Here is a 20,045-nt window from a genome sequence, read left to right as displayed (position 1 = left end):
GCGGCGGGGCTCGGTTGGCGTTGCATTTTTTGCAATGGCTGGGCTGAAAATCGATGTTTGATCACACACCCCCGGCTTCCTAGAGTCAATCCGGCACCGCTCCCGCCCCACGCCAGAGACCGCCCATGGATGTCGCCGTCCCCGCCCTGCCGCTGCACTGCACCTTCGAGGCCGCCGATTGGCAGCGCCTGGCCCGGCACTGGCATGCGGTGGCGCTGAGCAGCGAGGTGAGCGAAGCGCCGTTCAAGGCCACCCTGCTGGACGAGCCGCTGGTGTTGTACCGGCTGGGCAGCGAGTTGGTGGCCGCGCGCGACGTCTGCCCGCACCGCGGGGTGCCGCTGAGCATGGGCACGGCCGATGGCGGCGGCGTGGTGTGCGCCTATCACGGCCTGCGCTTCGGCGCGGGCGGGCGCTGCAACCATATCCCGGCCAGCCCCAGCCAGAACATCCCGGCCAGGATGCGTCTGCACACCTATGCGGTGGCCGAACGCTACGGGCTGATCTGGGTGTGCCTGGCCAAGCCGGCCGGGGTGAGCGATGCGGACATCCAGATTCCACCGATGCCGGGCTGGGACGAAGACGGCTTCCAGCAGATCGTCTGCCCGGCCTTCGACATCGGCGGCAGCGCCGCGCGCCAGCTGGAAGGCTTCATCGACGTGGCGCATTTCGCCTTCGTGCACACCGCCACCTTCGCCCAGCCGGACAAACGCGAGGTGCCGGCCTACACCACCACCGAAACGCCGACCGGCTTCAACGCCGATTACCTGAGCACCGTGGCCAACTATTCGGTGGACATGCCGCTGCCCGACGTGGACCCGACCTTCCAGTGGCTACGTCATTTCGAGGTGCATCTGCCCTTCACCGCCACGCTCACCATCCACTTCCCGGTACCGGGCAAGCGGTTGGTGATCATGAATGCCGCCAGCCCGGTGTCCAAGCACACCACCCGGCTGCTGGTGCCGATCGCGCGCAATTTCGACACCCATCTGCCGGTGGAAGACGTGCACGCCTTCAACCTGCGCGTGTTCGAAGAAGACCGCGCCATGGTGGAAACGCAGCGGCCGGAGTATTTGCCGCTGGACCCGCTGCTGGAAGTGCACATTCCCGCCGATCGCAGTTCCATCGCCTATCGCCGCGGGCTGCGCAGCCAGGGCTATAGCGACTTCTTCCTGCGCTGACGGCCGAGGACACCCGCATGAGCCTGCATGAAGTGCGCGTTGCCGACGTCGTCGATCAGGGTCACCGCCAGCGCGCGATCCGGCTGGAACCGGTGGGCGCGCAATTGCCGGCCTTCGAGGCCGGCGCGCATGTCGACCTGCATCTGCCGGATGGCTTGGTTCGCCAGTATTCGATCGCCAGCGCGCCGCATGTGCGCGACCACTATCTGCTGTGCGTCAAGCTGGCAGACGCCTCGCGTGGCGGCTCGCGGCATCTGTGCGAACAGCTCGCGCCCGGCGACCGCCTGCACATCTCTACACCGCGCAATCTGTTTCCGCTGCACCCCGGCGAGCGCCATGTGCTGCTGGCGGCCGGCATCGGCATCACCCCGCTGCTGTCGATGGCCCAAGCACTGGAAGCGCGCGGCGAGCCCTTCGTGCTGCACTACTACGCACGCCGGCATGCGGATGTGGCGTTTTCGCAGCGGCTGCAACAAGGCTTTACGCATGGGCAGGTGTACCTGCACCTGAGCGATGGCGGGCAGAGTCCACGCGTGCATGTGCCCGAGGAACTGCGCCAGGCACGTGCGCGCGACCAGCTGTATCTGTGCGGGCCGGCGGCGTTCATGGACCACTTCACCGTGCTGGCAAAGGCGCATGGCTGGACGGCGGCGCAACTGCATCGCGAACACTTCGCCGCCGCGCCCAGCCTCGCCCACGATGCCGACAGCGCGTTCGAGGTGGAACTGGCTGCCAGCGGCCGCGTGGTGCAGGTGCCGGCCGATTGCAGCATCGCCAGCGCCTTGCGCGATGCCGGTATCGAGGTGCCGCTGTCGTGCGAACAAGGCATGTGCGGCGCCTGTCTGACCGGCGTGCTGGCTGGCACGCCAGATCACCGCGACAGCGTGCTCAGCGACGCCGAACGCGCCGCCAACCGGCAGATCACCGTGTGCTGTTCGCGCAGCCGCTCGCCACAGTTGGTGCTGGATCTTTGAGCTCGGTCGTCGCGGCGCCATTGCGGTTGTCATTCACCTCGCGCAGCCTGACGCCTCGCTTGCCCTTCACGATGGCAGGCGACACAGCGCGCCATCGCCCACGGCACGTGCGCTGCCATGCGTGCAGCGGCGGCGCGGCATGCGCCGCAACGATGCGCGATGCCGCGTGACGCTTCCGCGCACCTGTGTGCAAACGCTCCTGCAGCGCAATCCGTGCCCGATGCCCGTGGCAAGCGCAGCGCAACAGGGCAAGATGGGCCGCCCGCGTGCGTGCCCTGCCACGCACCCCGCCCCGTATCGATGAGATCTCTGCCGATGTTCGTTTGTCCTGCCGTCAACCGGCTGTACGCCCCGAGCGCATGCTGATGCGCTGGCCCGGTTTTGCGCTTGCCGCCAACGGCAGCAGCGTGCGCACCGAACTGCTGGCCGGTGCCACCACCTTCCTGACGATGGCGTACATCGTCTTCGTCAATCCCGACATCCTGGCCACCACCGGCATGGATCACGGCGCGGTGTTCGTCGCCACCTGCCTGGCCGCCGCACTCGGCTCGCTGTTGATGGGCATGCTGGCCAACTATCCCATCGGCATGGCGCCGGGCATGGGCTTGAACGCGTTCTTCGCCTTCAGCGTGGTCGGCACATTGGGCTACAGCTGGCAGCAGACCCTGGGGCTGGTGTTCGTTTCCGGCTGCCTCTTTCTGCTGCTCACCGTCACCGGCGCGCGGCGCTGGTTGGTGGATGGCATTCCGCCCACCTTGCGCAGCGCCATTGCGGCGGGCATTGGCTTGTTCCTGGCCCTGATCGGGCTGCAGAAGGCCGGGCTGGTGGTGGCGCATCCACAGACCTTGCTGACCTTGGGCGATCTGCACCGGCCCGAGCCGCTGCTTGCGCTGGCCGGGTTACTGCTGATCGGCGTGCTGGAAGTGCGCCGCGTGCGGGGTGCCATGTTGCTGGGCATTCTTGCGGTGACCGGCGCGGCGCTGGCGTTGGGGCTGGTGCGCTACCAAGGCGTCCTGGCGCTGCCGCCAAGCCTGGCGCCCACCTTGCTGCAGCTGGATATCGTCGGCGCCTTGCACGGCCATGGCGGCGGCGGTGCGCTCGCTGCGGTGCTGCATGTGGTGCTGGTGTTCGTGCTGGTGGAAATGTTCGACGCCACCGGCACGCTGATGGGTGTGGCGCAACGCGCCGGCCTGCTGCACACGCCCGCGCAGCGCCGCCAGTTCGACCGCGCGCTGCTTGCCGACAGTACCGCCATCCTGGCCGGCTCGCTGCTCGGCACCTCCAGCACCACTGCCTATGTGGAAAGCGCCGCCGGCGTGCAGGTGGGCGGGCGCACCGGCCTCACCGCGCTGGTGGTTGCCGCCTTGTTCTTGCTTGCCCTGCTGTTCTCGCCGCTGGCCGCGATGGTGCCGGCCTACGCCACCGCACCCGCGCTGATCTACCTGGCCTCGGTGATGCTGCGCGAATGCACGCAGATCCAGTGGGACGATGTGGGCGACGCCTTGCCGGCCGCCATCTGCATGCTCGCCATGCCGCTGACCTATTCCATTGCGACGGGGCTTGCGTTCGGCTTCATCACCTATGCCGCGCTCAGGCTCGGCAGCGGCCGCTGGCGTGGGGTGCACCCGGCCACCTGGGCCATCGCGGGCTTGTTCGTGCTGCGCTATGCGCTGGAATGATGCGTGCCTCCACGTGTTCCAGGCCTGCTTGCCGGCGCGTACGTGGGTGGCTTCGGATCGCGCTGGTGGGCAAGCTATGGGGCCGCCGGCCGTCGCACGCCACCGTCTCTCCAAACGAGTCTCCTGCATGCCATTTGTTCGCCGCTGTCTGATCCTGAGCGTGTGGGCGTGCTTGCCCGTTGCCGTGCACGCACGGCCAACACCAGCACCTGCGCCTGCGCAACAACGCCAACTGCAGGTGGCGCAGTTGTTCCGTGAGGCGGCCGCGCAGCCGGCACAGCTACGCACTTGGCTGCAGGCCATGCCGAAAGGTGGCGACCTGCATAACCACCTCTCCGGTTCGGTGTATGCGGAAGACTATCTGCAGTGGGCCAGCGACGATGGCGCCTGCGTGCAACTGGACGACCTGAGCCTGCGCGCGCCGCCCTGCGGGGCCGGCCAGGAGCCGGCGGGCGGCCTGGCGACCCGCAATGCCGCGCTGTACGGGCGGATGGTGAATTCGCTGTCGATGCGCAACTTCCTGCCAGGCCCAACGCACCCCAGCGGCCACGATCAGTTCTTCAGCACCTTCGGCAAGTTCGATGCGGTGGTCCGCACCCGCGTTGCCGACACCGTCGCCGCAGTGCTGGAGCAGGCCGCACGCGACCGCGTGCCGTATGTGGAAATCATCGCCAACCCGCCGCAGATGGATCAGGCTGCCAAGCGCATGCAGTTACTGCCGTGGAAGGGCGAGGACGACGCAGCCAACCTGCGTGCGTTGCAGCCCGACCTGGCGCCGCTGGTGCAGGCCGCGCAACGCGATCTTGCCGACATCGACGCGCAGGTCCGGCGCGTACTGCGTTGCGACCAGGCCGATGCACGCCCCGGCTGCACGGTCGAGTACCGCTATGTTCCGTATGTGCTGCGCGTGCTGCCGCAGCCGATGGTGTTCGGGCAGATGGCGCTGGCGCATGCGCTGATCGCGGCCGGCGGCAGCCGCGCGGTGGCGCTGAACATCGTCGCGCCGGAAGACAATCCAGTGGCGCTGGCCGATTACGCGCGGCACATGGCGATGTTCCGCTTCTTCGCAACGCGTTATCCCGGTGTGCCGCTGTCGCTGCATGCCGGCGAGCTGGCGCTGGGGCTGGTGCCGCCGGCGCAGCTGCGCTCGCATATTCGGCAGGCGGTGGATGCCGGTGCACGCCGCATCGGTCATGGCGTGGACCTGCCCTACGAAGACGATGCGGAGACACTGCTGCAACGCATGCGACGCGAACAGGTTGCGGTGGAGATCAACCTCACCAGCAACGATGTGATCCTGGGCGTCAAGGGCATGGCGCATCCGCTGGCGCTGTATCTGCGTGCCGGCGTGCCGGTGGTGTTGTCCACCGACGATGCCGGCGTCTCGCGTGCGGACATGACCCACGAGTACCAACGCGCGATGCAGGAACAAGGCCTCGACTACCCCACGCTCAAACAGCTGGCCCGCAATGGCCTCACCTACAGCTTCCTGCCGGGCACCAGCCTGTGGGATGCCGACGGTAAAGTTGCGCAGGCCTGCGCCACGGCGTTGCAGCGCGAAACCGATGACGCTGCCTGTCGCGCATTCCGCCAGGGCAGCGAAAAGGCGCGGTTGCAATGGCAGCTGGAAACCGACCTGGCCCAGTACGAGCGCACGCTATTGCTGCAACACAGATAGCACCGACAACGACATGACATATGCAACGTAGGAGCGCGCCCGAGCACGAACGCACTTTACCGGTACGCACCGTCGCGCGCAGGCAAGCTCCTACAAATGCCTCTCTCCATCGCCGTTGCAACGCCTTCAACCTTCCACGACAAGAACGCAATGAACGATCCGCACCGCCCCTCATCCAGACGCCGCGTCATTCTCGAAGACGACATCGACGGCTTCACGCCCGCACAGCTGCTGCTGTTGCAATCGCCCGACGTGCAGGTGCTGGGCATCAGTGCCGTCAGCGGCAATATCTGGCGCGATGAGGCGCTGGCGCATACCTGCCGCCTGCTGGAACTGGCTGGCCATCCGCAGATTCCAGTGCTTCCCGGCCCGGTGCATCCGCTGCTCAACAGCGAGTTGGCCACCGAGCGCTGGGAAGCGCTGTACGGCAAACTCGTCTGGAAAGGCGCATGGACCAGGCACTGGGTGGACGGCGACACCGTGCAAAGCGCGCCGCGCTATCACGCCCACGATGTGGTGCCCGAGCTGGCGTTGGGCAATCCCAGCGTGGTGCGCCCAGCAGACGAGCCGGCCGCGTTGTTCATGCTGCGCATGGTGCGTCAATACCCGGGCGAGGTGAGCATCATCGCAACCGGCCCGTTGACCAACCTGGCACTGGCGCAATCGCTGGACCCGTCCTTTGCCACGTTGGCGCGCGAGCTGGTCTATATGGGTGGCAGCCTCAATCCACGGCAGCAACGCAACAGCGTGAGTGCGCAGCAATTCGCACGCGAGTTCGTCAATTCGCCGCGACGCGAATTCAATATCCGCTGGGACCCGGAAGCGGCCAGCATCGTCATGCGCGCGCCGTGGCGGCAGATCACCATGGTGCCGGTCGACCCCTCCACCGCCACCGAACTCACCGCCGAGTTGCTGGCGCGCATGAGTGCGGCCGACACCACGATTGGCCATGCACTGCGCCGCCGCGAGCCGGGCTTTCCGATGTGGGACGAACTGGCCACGGCCGTGTGGCTGCGCCCCGACTTGGCCACCCGCACCGAAACGCTGTACGTCGACACCAACACCGCCTTCGATGCCGGGTACGGCGACATCTTGTCGTGGGCACCGGGGTATCAGCCCGGGCTGGGCGAGCAGGCGCAGACGGTGGTGCATGCGGTGGACGTGCCGGCATTCGAACAGCTGCTGGTCGACCGCCTCACCGCGCCGCAACCACCGGCAGTGGGGTTACCACTTCCCCTTTTCCCATCGGACCTCGGTCCCCTTGATGGAACAAGGTGCCCGCAGGGCGAATGAAGGTTCGATATGCGGATGACAGTGCTGCATCGGTAGAGTCGCTGGTGAGGAATGTGGAAACAAATGCCTGGCACATCTCCAACTGCCGTGACAGCCTCGCCCAACGCCGCCAGCGCCCCAGCCCGCGTTTGCGATGCGAACGCTCCCATGCACGCGCACCGGTGGCGCGCAAACCGTGCCTTCTCGCTCCGCGGGAGAGCCGTTCGATCAGGACGTGAGACAGAAAGACACGCGATGACGCTGCTGCATGATTAGATCGAATGCCGGAAGCTGCACGTCTGCGGTCTTTGCGGTCACAACGACCGCGTAACGGTGACGCGCAATCCCGACAGCCTCGTGTCGGCTCTCAACGCATCAGCCAGCACGTTTGCACGACCCGCACGCCAAGCACACAAGCGAATCTCAACTCCCCAATCCCCGCTTTCCAACAGGTGATCCATGCAACTCCCCGCGCAATGGCAGGCAGGCGTCGATCGCAATACCGAAGTGCTGCGTGGGCACGCGCAGCTGCTGGCCAGCTTCCATGCGCCGCCTGCAACGGCACACGAGGGCGGCGGTGCGCGCGGCCAGATTGCCTCCATCGTCAGCACCACGCGCAGCCAGCCCACGCTGGCCGCGCGACTGGCCACCCAGACGCTGACGCGCATCAACCAGGCCAACGACCGCCTGTGCGCCATCACCCGCCTGCTGCCGGCGCGTGCCGCGGCTGATGCCGCGCGCGTGCAGGCCGCGCTTGCCGGGGGCAGCGACGGGGGCGCGTTGGCCGGCGTGCCATTCGTGGTCAAGGACCTGTTCGACGTCGCCGGGCAGGTCACCACCGCCGGCGCCGCGGTGCGTGCGCACTGCCCGCCGGCCAGCCGCGATGCGGCGGTGGTGCAACGGCTCAGCGACGCCGGGGCCGTGCTGGTGGGTACCGCCAACATGGACGAATTCGCGTACGGTTTTGCCACCGTCAACGCGCATTACGGCACCACCGCCAATCCACACGATCTCCAGCACCTGGCGGGCGGCTCGTCGGGCGGCTCGGCGGCTGCGGTGGCGGCCGGGCTGGTGCCGTTCGCGCTTGGCTCGGACACCAATGGTTCCATCCGCGTGCCGGCCGCGCTGTGCGGCATCTACGGCCTGCGCCCCACGCACGGCGCCGTGCCCCTGGATGGCGTGTTCCCGTTTGTCGACGCACTGGACGTGGCCGGCCCATTCGCCACCTCGGTGGCCGACCTGCGCCGCATCCATGAGGTACTGCGCGGGCAGCCGCTGCCTTCGTGCCATGCCGGCAACCTGCGTGTCGCGCGGTTGGGCGGCTGGTTTGAACGCAATCTGGATCCGGATCTGGAGGCCGGGCTGCAGGCCCTGCTCACCGCCTGCAACAGCCGTTCGTCGATCGACCTGCCGGAGGCCGAACGCGCACGCGCCGCTGCCTTCGTCCTGACCGCTGCCGAAGGCGGGCATCGTCACCGCAGCGCACTCACCGCGCACGGCGCGCAGTTCGACCCGGCCACCCGCGACCGCCTGCTCGCCGGCTTGCAGCTGCCCGCCAGCGCGGTGGCCGATGCGCACCGCTTCGCACAATGGTTTGCCGATGCCATGCACGCGCTGTGGGACCAGGTGGAGGTGCTCATCGCGCCGGCCACCCCGTGCGTGGCGCCACGCATCGACCAGGACACCATCCAGATCGACGGTTTGCCCGTCTCCGCACGCGCGAACCTGGGCATTTTTACCCAGCCACTCGGCCTGGCCGCCTGCCCGGTGCTGGCCGCACCGTTGCCGCGTCCCGGGCGCCTGCCACTGGGCGTGCAACTGATCGCCGCGCCCGGCCGTGAAGACCGCCTGTTTGCGCTGGCCGCGCAACTCGAACGCGACGGCCTGCTCGCCTTCAGCCCGCCGCCGGAGTCACGCTGATGGTGCATACCCTGCGCGCGCGCCGCGGCATGGTGGTCGCACCGCACCACTTGGCCGCACAGGCCGGGCGCGATGTCTTGCGCGACGGCGGCAATGCCGTCGAAGCGGTCGTGGCCACCGCCGCCTGCCTGGCGGTGGTCTACCCGCACATGACCGGCATCGGCGGCGATGGCTTCTGGCTCATCCACGAACCCGATGGCCGCGTGCATGCCATCGATGCCTGCGGCCGCGCGGCGCAGGCGGCAACACTGGATTTCTATCGCGGCCACGCCCACGTTCCGTGGCGCGGGCCAGGCGCGGCCAATACCGTGGCCGGCACCGTCTCCGGCTGGGCGCTGGCCCTGCAGCAGGCAAACGGCAGCGTGTCGCTGCAACGCCTGTTGAGCGATGCGATCCATCACGCCAGCGCCGGCGTGCCGGTCACGCTGGGCGGGGCGCAGATCGCCGCCAGCAAGGGCGCAGAACTGCGTCTGCAACCCGGCGCCTATGCCGAGATCTTCGAGCCGCACGGCGTCCCGCTGGGCGAAGGCGCGCTGCTGCACCAGGCGCAGCTCGCGCGCACCCTGCAGCGGCTCGCCGATGAAGGGCTGGAGAGTTTCTATCGTGGCGCGATCGCACACGATATCGCCGCAGACCTGCAGGCATTGGACAGCCCGCTCAGCGCACACGACCTGGCGATCCATCGCGCCGACGTCAGCGTGCCGTTATCGGTTGTCATCCAGGGCGCGCGCCTCTACAACCACGCGCCACCCACGCAGGGGCTTGCCTCGCTGTTGATCCTGGCGCTCTTCGATCGCCTGAAGGTGGAAGACGCAGACAGCTACGCACACCTGCACGGGCTGATCGAAGCCAGCAAGCAGGCGTTCCTGATCCGCGACGCACACCTGGGCGACCCCGCCTGGATGACGCTCGACGCGCAAGCCCTGCTCGACGACAGCACCGCACTCGATGCGCTTGCCGCACGCATCGACATGAGCGCCGCACTGCCGTGGCCACAGCCCTCGCAAGCAGGCGACACCGTCTGGTTCGGCGCCATCGACGCGCACGGCCGCGCGGTCAGTTGCATCCAGTCCACCTACTTCGAATTCGGCTCCGGCCTGGTGCTGCCGCGCACCGGCATCACCTGGCAGAACCGAGGCTGCAGCTTCCGCCTCGCCCCCGATGGCTGGAATGCGCTCGCCCCGGGACGCAAGCCCTTCCACACGCTCAACCCGGCGCTGGCCACCTTCGACGACGGCCGCGTGATGGCCTACGGCACCATGGGCGGCGAAGGCCAACCGCAAACCCAGGCCGCCGTGTTCTCCCGCTACGCCCGCTTCGGCATGCCGCTGCAGCAGGCGGTCAGCGCACCGCGCTGGCTGCTGGGCCGCACCTGGGGCGAAGACAGCACGGCGTTGAAGCTGGAAGACCGCTTCGACCCGGCCGTGGTGCAGGCCCTGCGCAACGCCGGGCATGCGGTGGAACTGCTGCCGGCGTACAGCGCGGTGATGGGGCATGCCGGTGCCTTGGTGCGTGAGGTCGATGGCGTGATCAGCGGCGCCAGTGATCCGCGCTCCGATGGGGTGGTGGCGGGGTGGTGACTAGGGCGGTCGTTCCGCTGCGGTCGCTCGCCCCATGCGCGCCATGGGCATGCACCGGGTGAAAGTGTCCATGTGTCGCAAGACCGTCGTGCCGGAGCCTTCGTAGCGAACCCAACCACGGCAACCTTGGCGATCCGTGTGCCATGCTTAGGCACGCCAAGGGCGCGCCATCCACATCTGCGTTACGGCTAACGCGTCGTCCAATCCACTCAAGGAGAGCAACATGACAGACCAAGATCAACATCAACCGTCGCTGGAAGACGTCAAGTTGGCGTTCGATGGCCAGAGCGTGGATTGGTATCTGCAGAAGCTGGTCGGCATTGCCAACACCTCGGACGTGCAGTTCGGCGTCACGCTGTTTGTCGAAGGCATCGTCATTTCCGGCCAGTTGGTCAGCGGCAAGCGGTATTTCGAGGCATTTGCGCAGGAGTTCTCTGCGGCCTACCCCGGCGCGGCCGATGAAAAAGAAGATATCCGTCGCGCGTTTGCCAGCCACGCCAGCATCTACGATTCCGAAGACGATGCGCAGCAGAGCAGCACGCCGCCGCAGTTCATCCACCTGATCGATGCGCGTTGCTTCTCACCGGGCGGCCAGCCGCTGCCAAGCAACCGTGGCGTGTTGTGGCGTGGCAAGGTCAATGCGGTTTCCGGCTTCACCCTTGGGTCGCTGTCGGCAGACTGAGCGCGGCCAACAGCACGTCGCGCGCCGCCGTCAGGTGGGCGCGGAAGGCGCGCTCAGAACCGCAGTGTACGTGTGGTACATGCCGATTCCGGGCACCGGCCGCGCCCGCCTGGCGGCGGCGCAGTCGTTTTTGTTAGGTGCTTCAAGCCCCGTACCGTCTGCTCCAGTGTGAGTGCGCGCCATCTCACACTGGACTACCAACCACATCTCGAAGCAGTGCAAGGCCGCTCCAGAACGGCAGCATTTGGCGATCCTGTGTCAGGCAGCGCCGTTGGACCTCAGCGCACGTTGGCGATGCAGTGGCATCAACACGGCCACGCGTCATACAGACGGCGCGAGCGTACGCGACAAGAACTCACTGATGGAGTGCGCAATCTCCACCGCATGCGTCTCCAGTGCAAAGTGCCCCGTGTCCAGCAGGTGCACTTCGGCCTTTGGCAGATCCTTGCGGTAGGCCTGTGCGCCGGCCGGGATAAAGGCTGGGTCGTGCTTGCCCCACACGGCCAGCAATGGCGGCTGATGGGTACGAAAATACGCTTGGAATGCCGGGTACGCTGCCACGTTGCTGCGGTAATCCAGGATCAGGTCGAGCTGGATCTCTTCGGCGCCCGGGCGCGCCATGTAGGCGATATCCAGCATGTAGCCGTCCGGCGACAGTGCCCCGGGCGCGACACCGGTACCGTACTGCCACTCACGAATGGTCTGCGGCGACAACGATGCACGGCAGGCCTCGCGATTGGCGGCGCTTGGCTCACGCCAGTAGGCTTGCCAGGCGTCCCATTGGTCGCTGAAGCCCTCCAGGTAGGCATTGCCGTTCTGGCTGATGATGGCGCTCACCCGTTCCGGATGCGCGGCCGCAAGGCGGAAGCCGACCGGTGCACCGTAGTCGAACAGGTACAGGCCATAACGCGTCAGCCCCAAGGCGTCGGTAAAGCCTTCGATCACCTTGTAGAGCGCCTCGAAGGTGTAATCGAACTGCCCACGCGGCGGTGCCTTGGTCATGCCGAAGCCGGGGAGATCCGGGGCGATCAGACGGTATTGGCTTGCCAGCAGCGGCATCAGGTCGCGGAACATGTGGCTGGCACTGGGAAACCCATGCAACAGCAACAGGACCGGTGCGTCCTTGCGCCCTGCCTCGCGATAGAACACCTGGACATCGCCAACCTGCTGGGTGCGATACCTGATGCGCTGGGTGGAGTCGTGGGACATGCTGCCTCCGTCAAGTGGTGGGGTGTATGCGCCGGAAGTGTCGGCTGCACGCAATCTGCCGGCCCCCAGGGCCAGTGCCGTGCCAATCCACCCCAGGCGCAGGATGGAGCGGCGCCCGTGTAACGCCGGCGCATGTTGCCGGTGGGAATTGATGCGTGGGTCGGCGTGCATGCTGGTGCGGCAAAGCGTGTGGAAAGGCGGCCATGCTAGGTGCGCCGGTCCAGCACGAGAACCACCCTGGGATTCAATTGAGCATTGCATCGCACGCAATGCCGCGGCCACTGTTGCGTTTGCATGCGCTGCATGGCGCATGCGGCATCCAGGGGTTGCTCACATCGGGCTGCTAGGCTGCGTGCCCGGTCGAAGGTGATTGTCGAAGTCGAGGCGCAGGTGGACCGCATCCAGGAAATGACGCTGTTTGCCGCGCTGGCCGAGCACACCAGCTTTGCGGGTGTCGCACGCCATCTCGGCATTTCCACCGCCACAGTCACGCGCACCATCGCGCAGCTGGAAGCGCGGCTGGGCGTGCTGCTGGTGGTGCGCAGCACACGCACCATGCGGTTCACCGCGGCAGGCCAGCAGTATGCAAGCGACTGCCGGCGCCTGTTGGCCGAGCTGGAGGATGTCGAAAGCCGCGCCGCTGGGCTGCATACGCTCCCCAGCGGCTTGCTCACCGTGACTGCCCCGCAGATGTTCGGTGCACTGCATGTCACACCTGTCGTGGCGCACTTCCTCAGCCGCTACCCGGCGATGCGCGCACGGACACTGCTGGTGGACCGCGTCGTGCCGCTGCTGGAGGAAGGCATCGATGTGGCGATCCGGATCGGCACGTTGCCCGATTCGTCGCTGACTGCCATCCCGGTCGGCAGCGTCCGTCGCATGGTCTGTGCCTCGCCCGGCTATCTTGCAGAACACGGCATACCGCAGCACCCGGACAGGCTGCCGCAGCATGCAACGATTTCCACCTCCGCGGCCGAACGCGCGCCCAAGTGGGCGTTTCGTCTGGATGGCCGTGCGCATGAGGTGGACGTTGCCTCGCGCCTGAGCGTCAGCGCATTCAACGCCGCCATCGTTGCCGCAGTGGATGGGTGGGGCCTCACGCAAGTGCCGTCCTACCAGGTCCGCCAACACCTGCAAAACGGAACGCTGGTCAGCGTGCTGGATGCCTTCGAAATCGCGCCCGAACCGGTGCACGTGGTCCATGTCGAAGGCCGCCGCGGCTCGTCGAAGGTGCGCACCTTCGTGGACGAGTGCGTGGCTGCGTTACGGCACGACCTTGGATGTGCGGACGGCGGTTGAGCGGCGCCAGGCAGCCCCGTCATGCCGTTGGCTGCCGCACGCGCGCAAAGGCGCGCCTGACCGCAGCAGCGCCATGCAGTCGATCGGCCGATGCAGTTGCAGCGCGATCCTCCCGAACTGTATGAACAGCCGCCCCCGCCCCATGAGCACGTTCCGAGGTTTTCCTTCGCGCGGCGTGTGGCGCATGGGCTGCGCGTGACGCAGCACCCACGGCGTTGCGGTGCATTCGCGGCGTTGCCGCCAACCGGTTCGGGCAAGACCGTGGCCGAGGTGCCGCTGACACGCGCACGCGTTCGCCGGATGAGGTTCTCGCAAGGGCACGCCTGCCGCTGGCAGCCCCATGCCATCGGGCCAGGTACCGCATTGCATTTTTTGCAGCACAAGCCCGCGAAAAAACTCTTTGATGGCGACAGGACTGCCTCCCTATAGTCCAAGCGTCACCTCTCCCGCCTGCTCCTGGACCGCTGTTGAAGGCTCCGCGAGCCCCGTTGGTCCTGTCGATGCCCGCTGCCCTGCCGTCCCGCCAAGCGACCGCCGACCTCACCGCTCCTGGCGGTGCGCGTGCGGTGGCACGCTGCGACGCGCTGGGCGTTGCGCCCTACAGCGATAGCGATACCGGGCTATTCCGCGGCTGGCTTGGTCCTGCCCACCGCGCCACGGTGGAACAGGTGGGCACCTGGATGAGGGCGGCCGGCATGCAGGTGCGCATCGATCCCCTCGGCACATTGGTGGGCCGGTACGCCGGCACGCGGCCAGACACGCCGGCGCTGCTGATCGGCAGCCACCTGGACAGCGTGCGCGATGCCGGGCGCTACGACGGCCCGCTCGGCATCCTGCTCGGGATCGAATGCGTCGCTGCGCTGCATGCACAGGGGCGCAGGCTACCGTTCGCCATCGAGGTCATCGCCTTCGGCGACGAGGAAGGCTCGCGCTTTCCCGCGTCCATGTTCTGCAGCCGCGCGGTGGCCGGCACGCTCGACCCCGCCAGGCTGGCGGTCACCGACGCCGCCGGCGTCACGGTGGCCAGCGCCCTGGCCGCGTGGAACCTGGACATCGCCCACGTGCAGCACGCCGCCCGCGCCCCGGGCAGCGTGCTGGCGTATCTGGAAACGCATATCGAACAAGGCCCGGTACTGGAAGCCGAAGGATTGCCGCTCGGCATCGTCAGCGCCATCGCCGCCCAGCGGCGCTTCGCGCTGCGCTTCGAGGGCCGCGCCGGGCATGCCGGCACCACCAGCATGGCACTGCGCCGCGACGCGTTGAGCGCCGCCGCCGAAGCGCTGCTGGCCATCGAGCGCATCGCGCGCGTAGGCAGCAGCGATCTGGTTGCCACCGTCGGCACGCTGCAGATGGCACCCGGCGCCACCAACGTGGTGCCGGGGCGTGTGGACTGCACGCTGGACGTGCGCGCCGGCAGCGACGCGAGCCGCGATGCCGCCGTGCATCAGATCGAACAGGCACTGGCGCAGATCGCCATCCACCGCGGCATCGCCATCGCCATCGAGCCACTGCAGACACTGGCTGCCAGCCCCTGCGCGCCGGCACTGATCACGCGGCTGGAACATGCGGTTGCCGCGCAAGGCATCGCACCGCGCCAGCTGGTCTCCGGTGCGGGCCACGATGCCATGGTGATGGCAGCGCTGTGTCCTACGGCGATGCTGTTCGTGCGCTGCGCCGGCGGGATCAGCCATCATCCGGACGAGCATGTCGATCCGGCCGATGCCGAGATTGCACTGGCGGTCATGCGCCATTTCATCGAACACCTGGGAGAACCCCTTGTCACCTGATCTGCGTCAGCTGCACACCTTTGGCGAACTCGATCCCCCGCAGCGCCTGTTGATGGGCCCGGGCCCGGTCAATGCGCATCCGCGCGTGCTGCGTGCGATGGCCGCCGATCTGCTGGGGCAGTTCGATCCGGAAATGACCGCCTACATGAACGAGGTGATGGCGCTCTATCGGCCGTTGTTCGGCACCGAGAACCGCTGGACGTTCCTGGTCGATGGCACCGCGCGCGCCGGTATCGAAGCGGCGCTGGTGTCGCTGGTCAGCCCGGGCGAGCGCGTGCTGGTGCTCAACTTCGGCCGCTTCGGCCTGTTGCTCACCGAAATCCTGGGCCGCCTCGGCGCCGAGGTCCACACGGTGGATGCGCCATGGGGCCAGGTGCTGCCGCTGGGCGCGATTGCCGAGGCGATCGAGCGCGTGGCGCCCAAGCTGGTGGCCACCGTGCACGGCGACACCTCCACCACCATGGCCCAGCCGCTCGATGGCCTCGGCGCGCTGTGCCGCGCAGCTGGCGCGCTGAGTTATGTGGACGCCACCGCCACCATCGGCGGCATGCCCGTCGCCAGCGACCGCTGGGAGGTGGACGTGGTCACCGGCGGTTTGCAGAAATGCCTGGGCGGGCCATCCGGCTCGGCGCCGATCACCGTGTCCGAGCGCGCCGCAGAAGCGATCTTCGCGCGTCGCCATGTCGAACGCGGCATCGTGCGCGCCGACATCGCCAACGGCAGCGGCCCGCGCATCGCCTCGAACTATTTCGACCTGGCGATGATCATGGATTACTGGTCGGACAAGCGCCTCAATCACCACACCGAAGCCACCACCATGCTGTACGGCGCCCGCGAATGCGCACGCGTGGCCCTGCAGGAAGGCCTGGATGCACGCTGCGCGCGCCACGCGGCGGCCGGGCGCGCGGTCAGTGCAGGTATCCGCGCGTTGGGGCTGGAAGTGTTCGGCGACGATGTGCATCGCATGACCAATGTCACCGGCGTGGTGATTCCGCCCGGCATCGACGGCGAGGCGGTGCGCCGCCGCATGCGCGAGAATTTCGAGATCGAGATCGGCACCGCGTTCGGGCCGCTGCAGGGCAAGATCTGGCGCATCGGCGCGATGGGCTACAACGCCATGAAGCACAAGGTGCTGATCACCCTGGCCGCACTGGAAGCGGTACTGCGCGCCGAAGGTGATGCCTGCACGCACGGCCTGGCGGTGGAAGCGGCACTGGCCGCCTGGCACGCGGAAGCGCAGGCATGAACGCTGCGCGCGACCTGCTCGGCTATGGCGCCACGCCGCCCGCGGCGCAATGGCCGGGCGGCGCGCGCATCGCAGTGCAGTTCGTGATCAATTACGAAGAAGGCGCAGAAAACTGCGTGCTCAATGGCGATGCCGGGTCCGAAGCGTTCCTGTCCGAAATGGTCGGTGCACACGCGCACCCCGGCGCACGCGCCATGGCTATGGAAAGCCTGTACGAATACGGCAGCCGCGCCGGCTTCTGGCGGCTGCATCGCTTGTTCACTGCACGCAACGTGCCCATGACGGTGTTCGGGGTGGCGCAGGCCTTGGCATCCAATCCGGATGCGGTGGCCGCGATGCAGGCGGCCCGGTGGGAAATCGCCAGTCACGGTCTGCGCTGGATCGATTATCAACACGTGGACGAGGCCACCGAACGCGCGCATATCGCGCAGGCCATCGCCGTGCATACGCGCGTCACCGGCAGCCGCCCGCTGGGTTGGTATCAGGGGCGCACCAGCCCCAACACCGCCCGCCTGATTGCCGAGGAAGGCGGCTTCGTCTACGACGCCGACAGCTACGCCGACGATGTGCCGTACTACGACCACCGCCACGGCCGTGCGCAGTTGATCGTGCCGTACACGCTGGATGCCAACGATATGAAATTCGTCGCCTATAACGGCTTTGCCGATGGCGAGCCGTTCTTCCGTTATCTGCGCGACAGCTTCGAACAATTGCGCAGCGAAGGCGGGCGCATGCTTTCGATCGGCCTGCACGGGCGCATCGTGGGCAAGCCGGCACGCGCGGCGGCGCTGGCGCGCTTTGTCGATCATGTACTGGCCAGCGGCGACGCCTGGATTGCGCGCCGCATCGATATTGCGCGCCATTGGCTGCAGGTGCACCCGGCATGAGCATTGCCGCCTCCCGGATCGATCTGCCCGAGGTGATCGCGCAAGTGACGGCCGCCTTCCATGCCTACGAAACCGCGCTGATGCGCGACGACATCGCGGCGATGGATGCGCTGTTTCATGCAGCGCCCAGCACGGTGCGCTATGGCGTGGGCGAAGTGTTGTACGGCATCGATGCGATCCGCGCATTTCGCAGCGGCCGCGGTGGTTCGCCGCAACGCCAGCTCGCACATGTGTAGGTACACGGCTTCGGGCATGACTTTGCCACTACGCACGCAGAGTTCATTCGCGAGGGCAGCAGCGCACGCGGGCGGCAAAGCCAGAGCTGGGTGCGCTTTGCCGACGGCTGGAAAGTGGTGGCTGCGCATGTCTCGTTGCAAGGCACGCACGCATGAGCGTGGTCGACGACCCCGCGCTGGACGATGCCGCCTTCCTGGCGCGCTACCGCGACCTGTTCGAGCACTCGCCGTGGGTGGTTGAACGTGCGCTGCGGCGGCGGCCGTTGGCCGATGTGCATCACGGCCTGATGCAGGTCGTCTACGACGCATCGCCGCAAGATCAGGTCGCACTGATCCGCGCCCACCCAGAGCTGGCCGGCAAGGCCGCGATCGACCGCACGCTCACCGAAGCATCGGCCGCGGAGCAGGCTTCGGCCGGGCTGGACCGGCTCAGCGAGGACGAATTCAAGCGCTTCCACGCGCTCAATCAGGCCTATCGCCACCGTTTCGGATTTCCGTTCGTGATCTGCGTGCGGCTGCACGACAAGGCCGGCATTCTGGCTTCGCTGGCGCAGCGGCTGGAGGCCGCGCGCAATGCAGAGATCGCCACCGCCATCGCCGAAATCGGCAAGATCGTTCACCTGCGCCTGGAGGCACTGCCATGAGCCTGGCCCACCTCGAACGTACCCTCGCCCACGACCTGCAATGCCTGGCCCACGGCGGCGATGCCTGGGTGCAACCGCGCGTGCATCCGAGCGGGCACGTCTACGACGTCATCATCGTCGGCGCCGGGCAGAGCGGCCTGGGGGCGGCGTTCGCGCTGCAACGCGAGCGTGTGCACAACCTGCTGGTGATCGACGAAAACCCGGCGGGCCAGGAAGGCCCGTGGGTGACCTACGCGCGCATGCAGACCTTGCGCACGCCCAAGCACATCACCTCGATCGATCTGGGCGTGCCATCGCTCACCTTCCGCGCGTGGTGGGAGGCGCAGTACGGCAGCGCCGCATGGGACGCGCTGGACAAGATTCCGCGCGCGCGCTGGATGGATTATCTGCGCTGGTATCGCACAACGCTGCGCTTGCCGGTGCGCAACGCCACCCGCCTGGTCCGCGTGGAGCCGGACTTCGCACCGGGTATCCATCGCCTGCATCTGGCGATGGGCGCACCCCTGCTCACGCGCAAACTGATTCTGGCCACCGGCATCCAGGGCGGCGGCCAGTGGGTGGTGCCCGCGTGGATCAGCCGCGCGCTGCCCGCGCAGCGCTACGCGCATACCTCCGGCCCTATCGATTTCGCCGCACTGGCCGGCAAGCGCGTGGGCATTCTCGGCGGCGGCGCCTCGGCCTTCGACAATGCCTGCTTTGCGCTGGAACAGGGCCTGGCCAGTGCCGAGGTGTTCGTGCGGCGTAGCGAATTGCCGCGCATCAATCCGTTCCGGCACATGGAACAGGCCGGCATCATTCCGCGTTTTCTGGCGCTGCCGGATGCAGACAAGTATCGGATGATGGCCAGCTTCTTCGCGCACAACCAACCGCCCACCAACGACACCTTCCAGCGCGCCTGTGCGCATGCCGGCTTCGCGCTGCATCTTGGCGCGCCGTGGCTGGACGTGGCCGAACGCGATGACGAGATCGTCGTGCGCACGCCGCAGCGCGAACACCGCTTTGATTTCCTTGCCATCGCCACCGGCCTGGTCACCGATCCGCAGCTGCGTCCGGAACTGGCTGCGCTGTCCGGGCGCATCGCCTGCTGGGGCGACCGCTATCGGCCACCGCCGGGCCAGGCCAATCCGGTGCTGGACGCACACCCCTATCTAGGCCCCGGGTTCGAACTGCTGCCACGCACGCCTGACGATGCCGCGCTGCTGCATGGGCTGTTCGCATTCAACTATTCGGCGCTGATCAATCACGGCCCTTCGGCCGCCGCGCTGTCCGGGCTGAAGGTGGCACTGCCGCGGCTGGCCCGCGCAGTGGCCGACCAGTTGTTCCTGGACGACCGCCAGGCCATCGTCGACAGCTACCTGGCCTACGACCAACCCGAATTCGTCGGCCAATGGCCGCAACCCACCCAGGCGGTGGCATGAGCACGCTGTCCACGCACGTGCTGGACACCGCCAGCGGCCGCCCCGCCGCCGGCGTACCGCTGCGGCTTTTCGCCAGCGAGACGCTGTACTTCGAGGGTGTCACCAATCCCGACGGTCGCTGCCCGGACCTGGCCGCGCTCGCGCTGCAACCGGGCCGCTACCGGCTGGAATTCGACCTCGCCCGCTATTGGCAGGCAACCGGCATGGCGCTGGCCGATCCACCGTTCCTGGACTGCATCCCGATCGCCTTCGGCATCGCCGACGACGGCCATTACCATGTCCCGCTGCTGCTGTCACCGTACGGGTACTCCACCTATCGCGGCAGCTGAGCGCTGCGTCGTGCCGCGGTGCAGGCA

At 67.5% G+C, this 20,045-nt stretch carries 16 protein-coding genes, 1 other RNA gene and 1 pseudogene; 16 read left to right on the top strand and 2 right to left on the bottom strand.

Annotated features, from left to right (window positions below; genetic code table 11):
- Positions 1 to 125 precede the first annotated feature (125 nt).
- The 8 genes from HLH45_RS06240 to gvpU all read left to right on the top strand — a co-directional run bounded on the left by HLH45_RS06240 (position 126) and on the right by gvpU (position 10,963).
- Positions 126 to 1,178 (top strand): Rieske 2Fe-2S domain-containing protein, encoded by a 1,053-nt coding sequence (locus tag HLH45_RS06240; protein ID WP_008575627.1) that lies wholly within the window; start codon positions 126 to 128, stop codon positions 1,176 to 1,178.
- A gap of 17 nt (positions 1,179 to 1,195) precedes the next feature.
- Positions 1,196 to 2,152: a PDR/VanB family oxidoreductase gene (locus HLH45_RS06235; RefSeq protein WP_008575629.1), complete on the top strand. Its 957-nt coding sequence runs from the start codon at positions 1,196 to 1,198 to the stop codon at positions 2,150 to 2,152.
- A gap of 365 nt (positions 2,153 to 2,517) precedes the next feature.
- A complete protein-coding gene (locus HLH45_RS06230) occupies positions 2,518 to 3,831 on the top strand; it encodes an NCS2 family permease (protein WP_033478996.1) in 1,314 nt (437 codons plus the stop codon).
- 127 nt (positions 3,832 to 3,958) lie between these two features.
- Positions 3,959 to 5,509, top strand: coding sequence for an adenosine deaminase family protein (locus HLH45_RS06225; protein ID WP_033478995.1), 1,551 nt, complete (start codon positions 3,959 to 3,961; stop codon positions 5,507 to 5,509).
- A gap of 150 nt (positions 5,510 to 5,659) precedes the next feature.
- Complete coding sequence (locus HLH45_RS06220) at positions 5,660 to 6,802, top strand: nucleoside hydrolase (RefSeq protein WP_046931962.1); 1,143 nt, start codon at positions 5,660 to 5,662, stop codon at positions 6,800 to 6,802.
- A gap of 438 nt (positions 6,803 to 7,240) precedes the next feature.
- Positions 7,241 to 8,701 (top strand): AtzE family amidohydrolase, encoded by a 1,461-nt coding sequence (locus HLH45_RS06215; protein WP_046931963.1) that lies wholly within the window; start codon positions 7,241 to 7,243, stop codon positions 8,699 to 8,701.
- The gene (locus HLH45_RS06210) at positions 8,701 to 10,281 is read left to right on the top strand and encodes a gamma-glutamyltransferase family protein (protein WP_008572350.1); all 1,581 of its coding nucleotides are present in this window, start codon (positions 8,701 to 8,703) and stop codon (positions 10,279 to 10,281) included. The genes HLH45_RS06215 and HLH45_RS06210 overlap by 1 nt, the downstream gene beginning before the upstream one ends.
- Positions 10,282 to 10,504: 223 nt before the next feature.
- Entirely contained in the window at positions 10,505 to 10,963 is a 459-nt protein-coding gene (gvpU, locus tag HLH45_RS06205) for a gas vesicle accessory protein GvpU (RefSeq protein ID WP_008572349.1), read from the top strand.
- Positions 10,964 to 10,967: 4 nt separating this feature from the next.
- Here the strand turns inward: gvpU and HLH45_RS06200 are convergent.
- Both HLH45_RS06200 and HLH45_RS06195 read right to left on the bottom strand, forming a co-directional pair.
- Positions 10,968 to 11,044, bottom strand: a non-coding RNA gene (locus tag HLH45_RS06200) — sX9 sRNA.
- Between the two features lie 240 nt (positions 11,045 to 11,284).
- Positions 11,285 to 12,172 (bottom strand): alpha/beta fold hydrolase, encoded by an 888-nt coding sequence (locus HLH45_RS06195; RefSeq protein ID WP_011346013.1) that lies wholly within the window; start codon positions 12,170 to 12,172, stop codon positions 11,285 to 11,287.
- A 366-nt stretch (positions 12,173 to 12,538) separates the two neighbouring features.
- Between HLH45_RS06195 and HLH45_RS06190 the strand changes: the two genes are divergently transcribed.
- The 8 genes and pseudogenes from HLH45_RS06190 to uraH all read left to right on the top strand — a co-directional run bounded on the left by HLH45_RS06190 (position 12,539) and on the right by uraH (position 20,018).
- Entirely contained in the window at positions 12,539 to 13,471 is a 933-nt protein-coding gene (locus HLH45_RS06190; RefSeq protein WP_008572345.1) for a LysR family transcriptional regulator, read from the top strand.
- 566 nt (positions 13,472 to 14,037) lie between these two features.
- Positions 14,038 to 15,258 carry an allantoate amidohydrolase gene (locus tag HLH45_RS06185; RefSeq protein ID WP_228996816.1) on the top strand — a complete coding sequence of 407 codons (1,221 nt, stop codon included), beginning with the start codon at positions 14,038 to 14,040 and terminating at the stop codon, positions 15,256 to 15,258.
- Positions 15,248 to 16,504, top strand: coding sequence for a (S)-ureidoglycine--glyoxylate transaminase (locus HLH45_RS06180; RefSeq protein WP_008572338.1), 1,257 nt, complete (start codon positions 15,248 to 15,250; stop codon positions 16,502 to 16,504). The genes HLH45_RS06185 and HLH45_RS06180 overlap by 11 nt, the downstream gene beginning before the upstream one ends.
- Positions 16,501 to 17,391: an allantoinase PuuE gene (gene puuE / locus HLH45_RS06175; RefSeq protein WP_008572337.1), complete on the top strand. Its 891-nt coding sequence runs from the start codon at positions 16,501 to 16,503 to the stop codon at positions 17,389 to 17,391. Before HLH45_RS06180 ends, puuE begins: the two co-directional genes overlap by 4 nt.
- Positions 17,388 to 17,783 (top strand): annotated as a pseudogene (gene hpxZ, locus HLH45_RS06170) (oxalurate catabolism protein HpxZ). The gene puuE and the pseudogene hpxZ overlap by 4 nt, the downstream one beginning before the upstream one ends.
- Complete coding sequence (gene uraD, locus HLH45_RS06165) at positions 17,780 to 18,271, top strand: 2-oxo-4-hydroxy-4-carboxy-5-ureidoimidazoline decarboxylase (RefSeq protein WP_008572333.1); 492 nt, start codon at positions 17,780 to 17,782, stop codon at positions 18,269 to 18,271. Before hpxZ ends, uraD begins: the two are co-directional and overlap by 4 nt.
- Positions 18,268 to 19,689: an FAD-dependent urate hydroxylase HpyO gene (gene hpyO, locus HLH45_RS06160; RefSeq protein ID WP_008572332.1), complete on the top strand. Its 1,422-nt coding sequence runs from the start codon at positions 18,268 to 18,270 to the stop codon at positions 19,687 to 19,689. The genes uraD and hpyO overlap by 4 nt, the downstream gene beginning before the upstream one ends.
- On the top strand, positions 19,659 to 20,018 hold the full coding sequence (uraH, locus tag HLH45_RS06155) for a hydroxyisourate hydrolase (RefSeq protein WP_029818319.1): 360 nt from the start codon (positions 19,659 to 19,661) through the stop codon (positions 20,016 to 20,018). Before hpyO ends, uraH begins: the two co-directional genes overlap by 31 nt.
- The last annotated feature ends 27 nt before the right edge of the window (positions 20,019 to 20,045 follow it).

This window comes from Xanthomonas euvesicatoria, assembly GCF_013112235.1.
Taxonomy (GTDB): domain Bacteria; phylum Pseudomonadota; class Gammaproteobacteria; order Xanthomonadales; family Xanthomonadaceae; genus Xanthomonas; species Xanthomonas euvesicatoria.
Note: the sequence above shows the minus strand (reverse complement) of the source record. Positions and strands in the feature narration are given on the sequence as shown.

Coding starts and splice junctions, on each gene's coding strand:
- HLH45_RS06240 (WP_008575627.1), top strand. CDS start 126: ATGGATGTCGCCGTCCCCGCCCTGCCGCTGCACTGCACCTTCGAGGCC.
- HLH45_RS06235 (WP_008575629.1), top strand. CDS start 1,196: ATGAGCCTGCATGAAGTGCGCGTTGCCGACGTCGTCGATCAGGGTCAC.
- HLH45_RS06230 (WP_033478996.1), top strand. CDS start 2,518: ATGCGCTGGCCCGGTTTTGCGCTTGCCGCCAACGGCAGCAGCGTGCGC.
- HLH45_RS06225 (WP_033478995.1), top strand. CDS start 3,959: ATGCCATTTGTTCGCCGCTGTCTGATCCTGAGCGTGTGGGCGTGCTTG.
- HLH45_RS06220 (WP_046931962.1), top strand. CDS start 5,660: ATGAACGATCCGCACCGCCCCTCATCCAGACGCCGCGTCATTCTCGAA.
- HLH45_RS06215 (WP_046931963.1), top strand. CDS start 7,241: ATGCAACTCCCCGCGCAATGGCAGGCAGGCGTCGATCGCAATACCGAA.
- HLH45_RS06210 (WP_008572350.1), top strand. CDS start 8,701: ATGGTGCATACCCTGCGCGCGCGCCGCGGCATGGTGGTCGCACCGCAC.
- gvpU (WP_008572349.1), top strand. CDS start 10,505: ATGACAGACCAAGATCAACATCAACCGTCGCTGGAAGACGTCAAGTTG.
- HLH45_RS06195 (WP_011346013.1), bottom strand. CDS start 12,172: ATGTCCCACGACTCCACCCAGCGCATCAGGTATCGCACCCAGCAGGTT.
- puuE (WP_008572337.1), top strand. CDS start 16,501: ATGAACGCTGCGCGCGACCTGCTCGGCTATGGCGCCACGCCGCCCGCG.
- uraD (WP_008572333.1), top strand. CDS start 17,780: ATGAGCGTGGTCGACGACCCCGCGCTGGACGATGCCGCCTTCCTGGCG.
- hpyO (WP_008572332.1), top strand. CDS start 18,268: ATGAGCCTGGCCCACCTCGAACGTACCCTCGCCCACGACCTGCAATGC.
- uraH (WP_029818319.1), top strand. CDS start 19,659: ATGGCCGCAACCCACCCAGGCGGTGGCATGAGCACGCTGTCCACGCAC.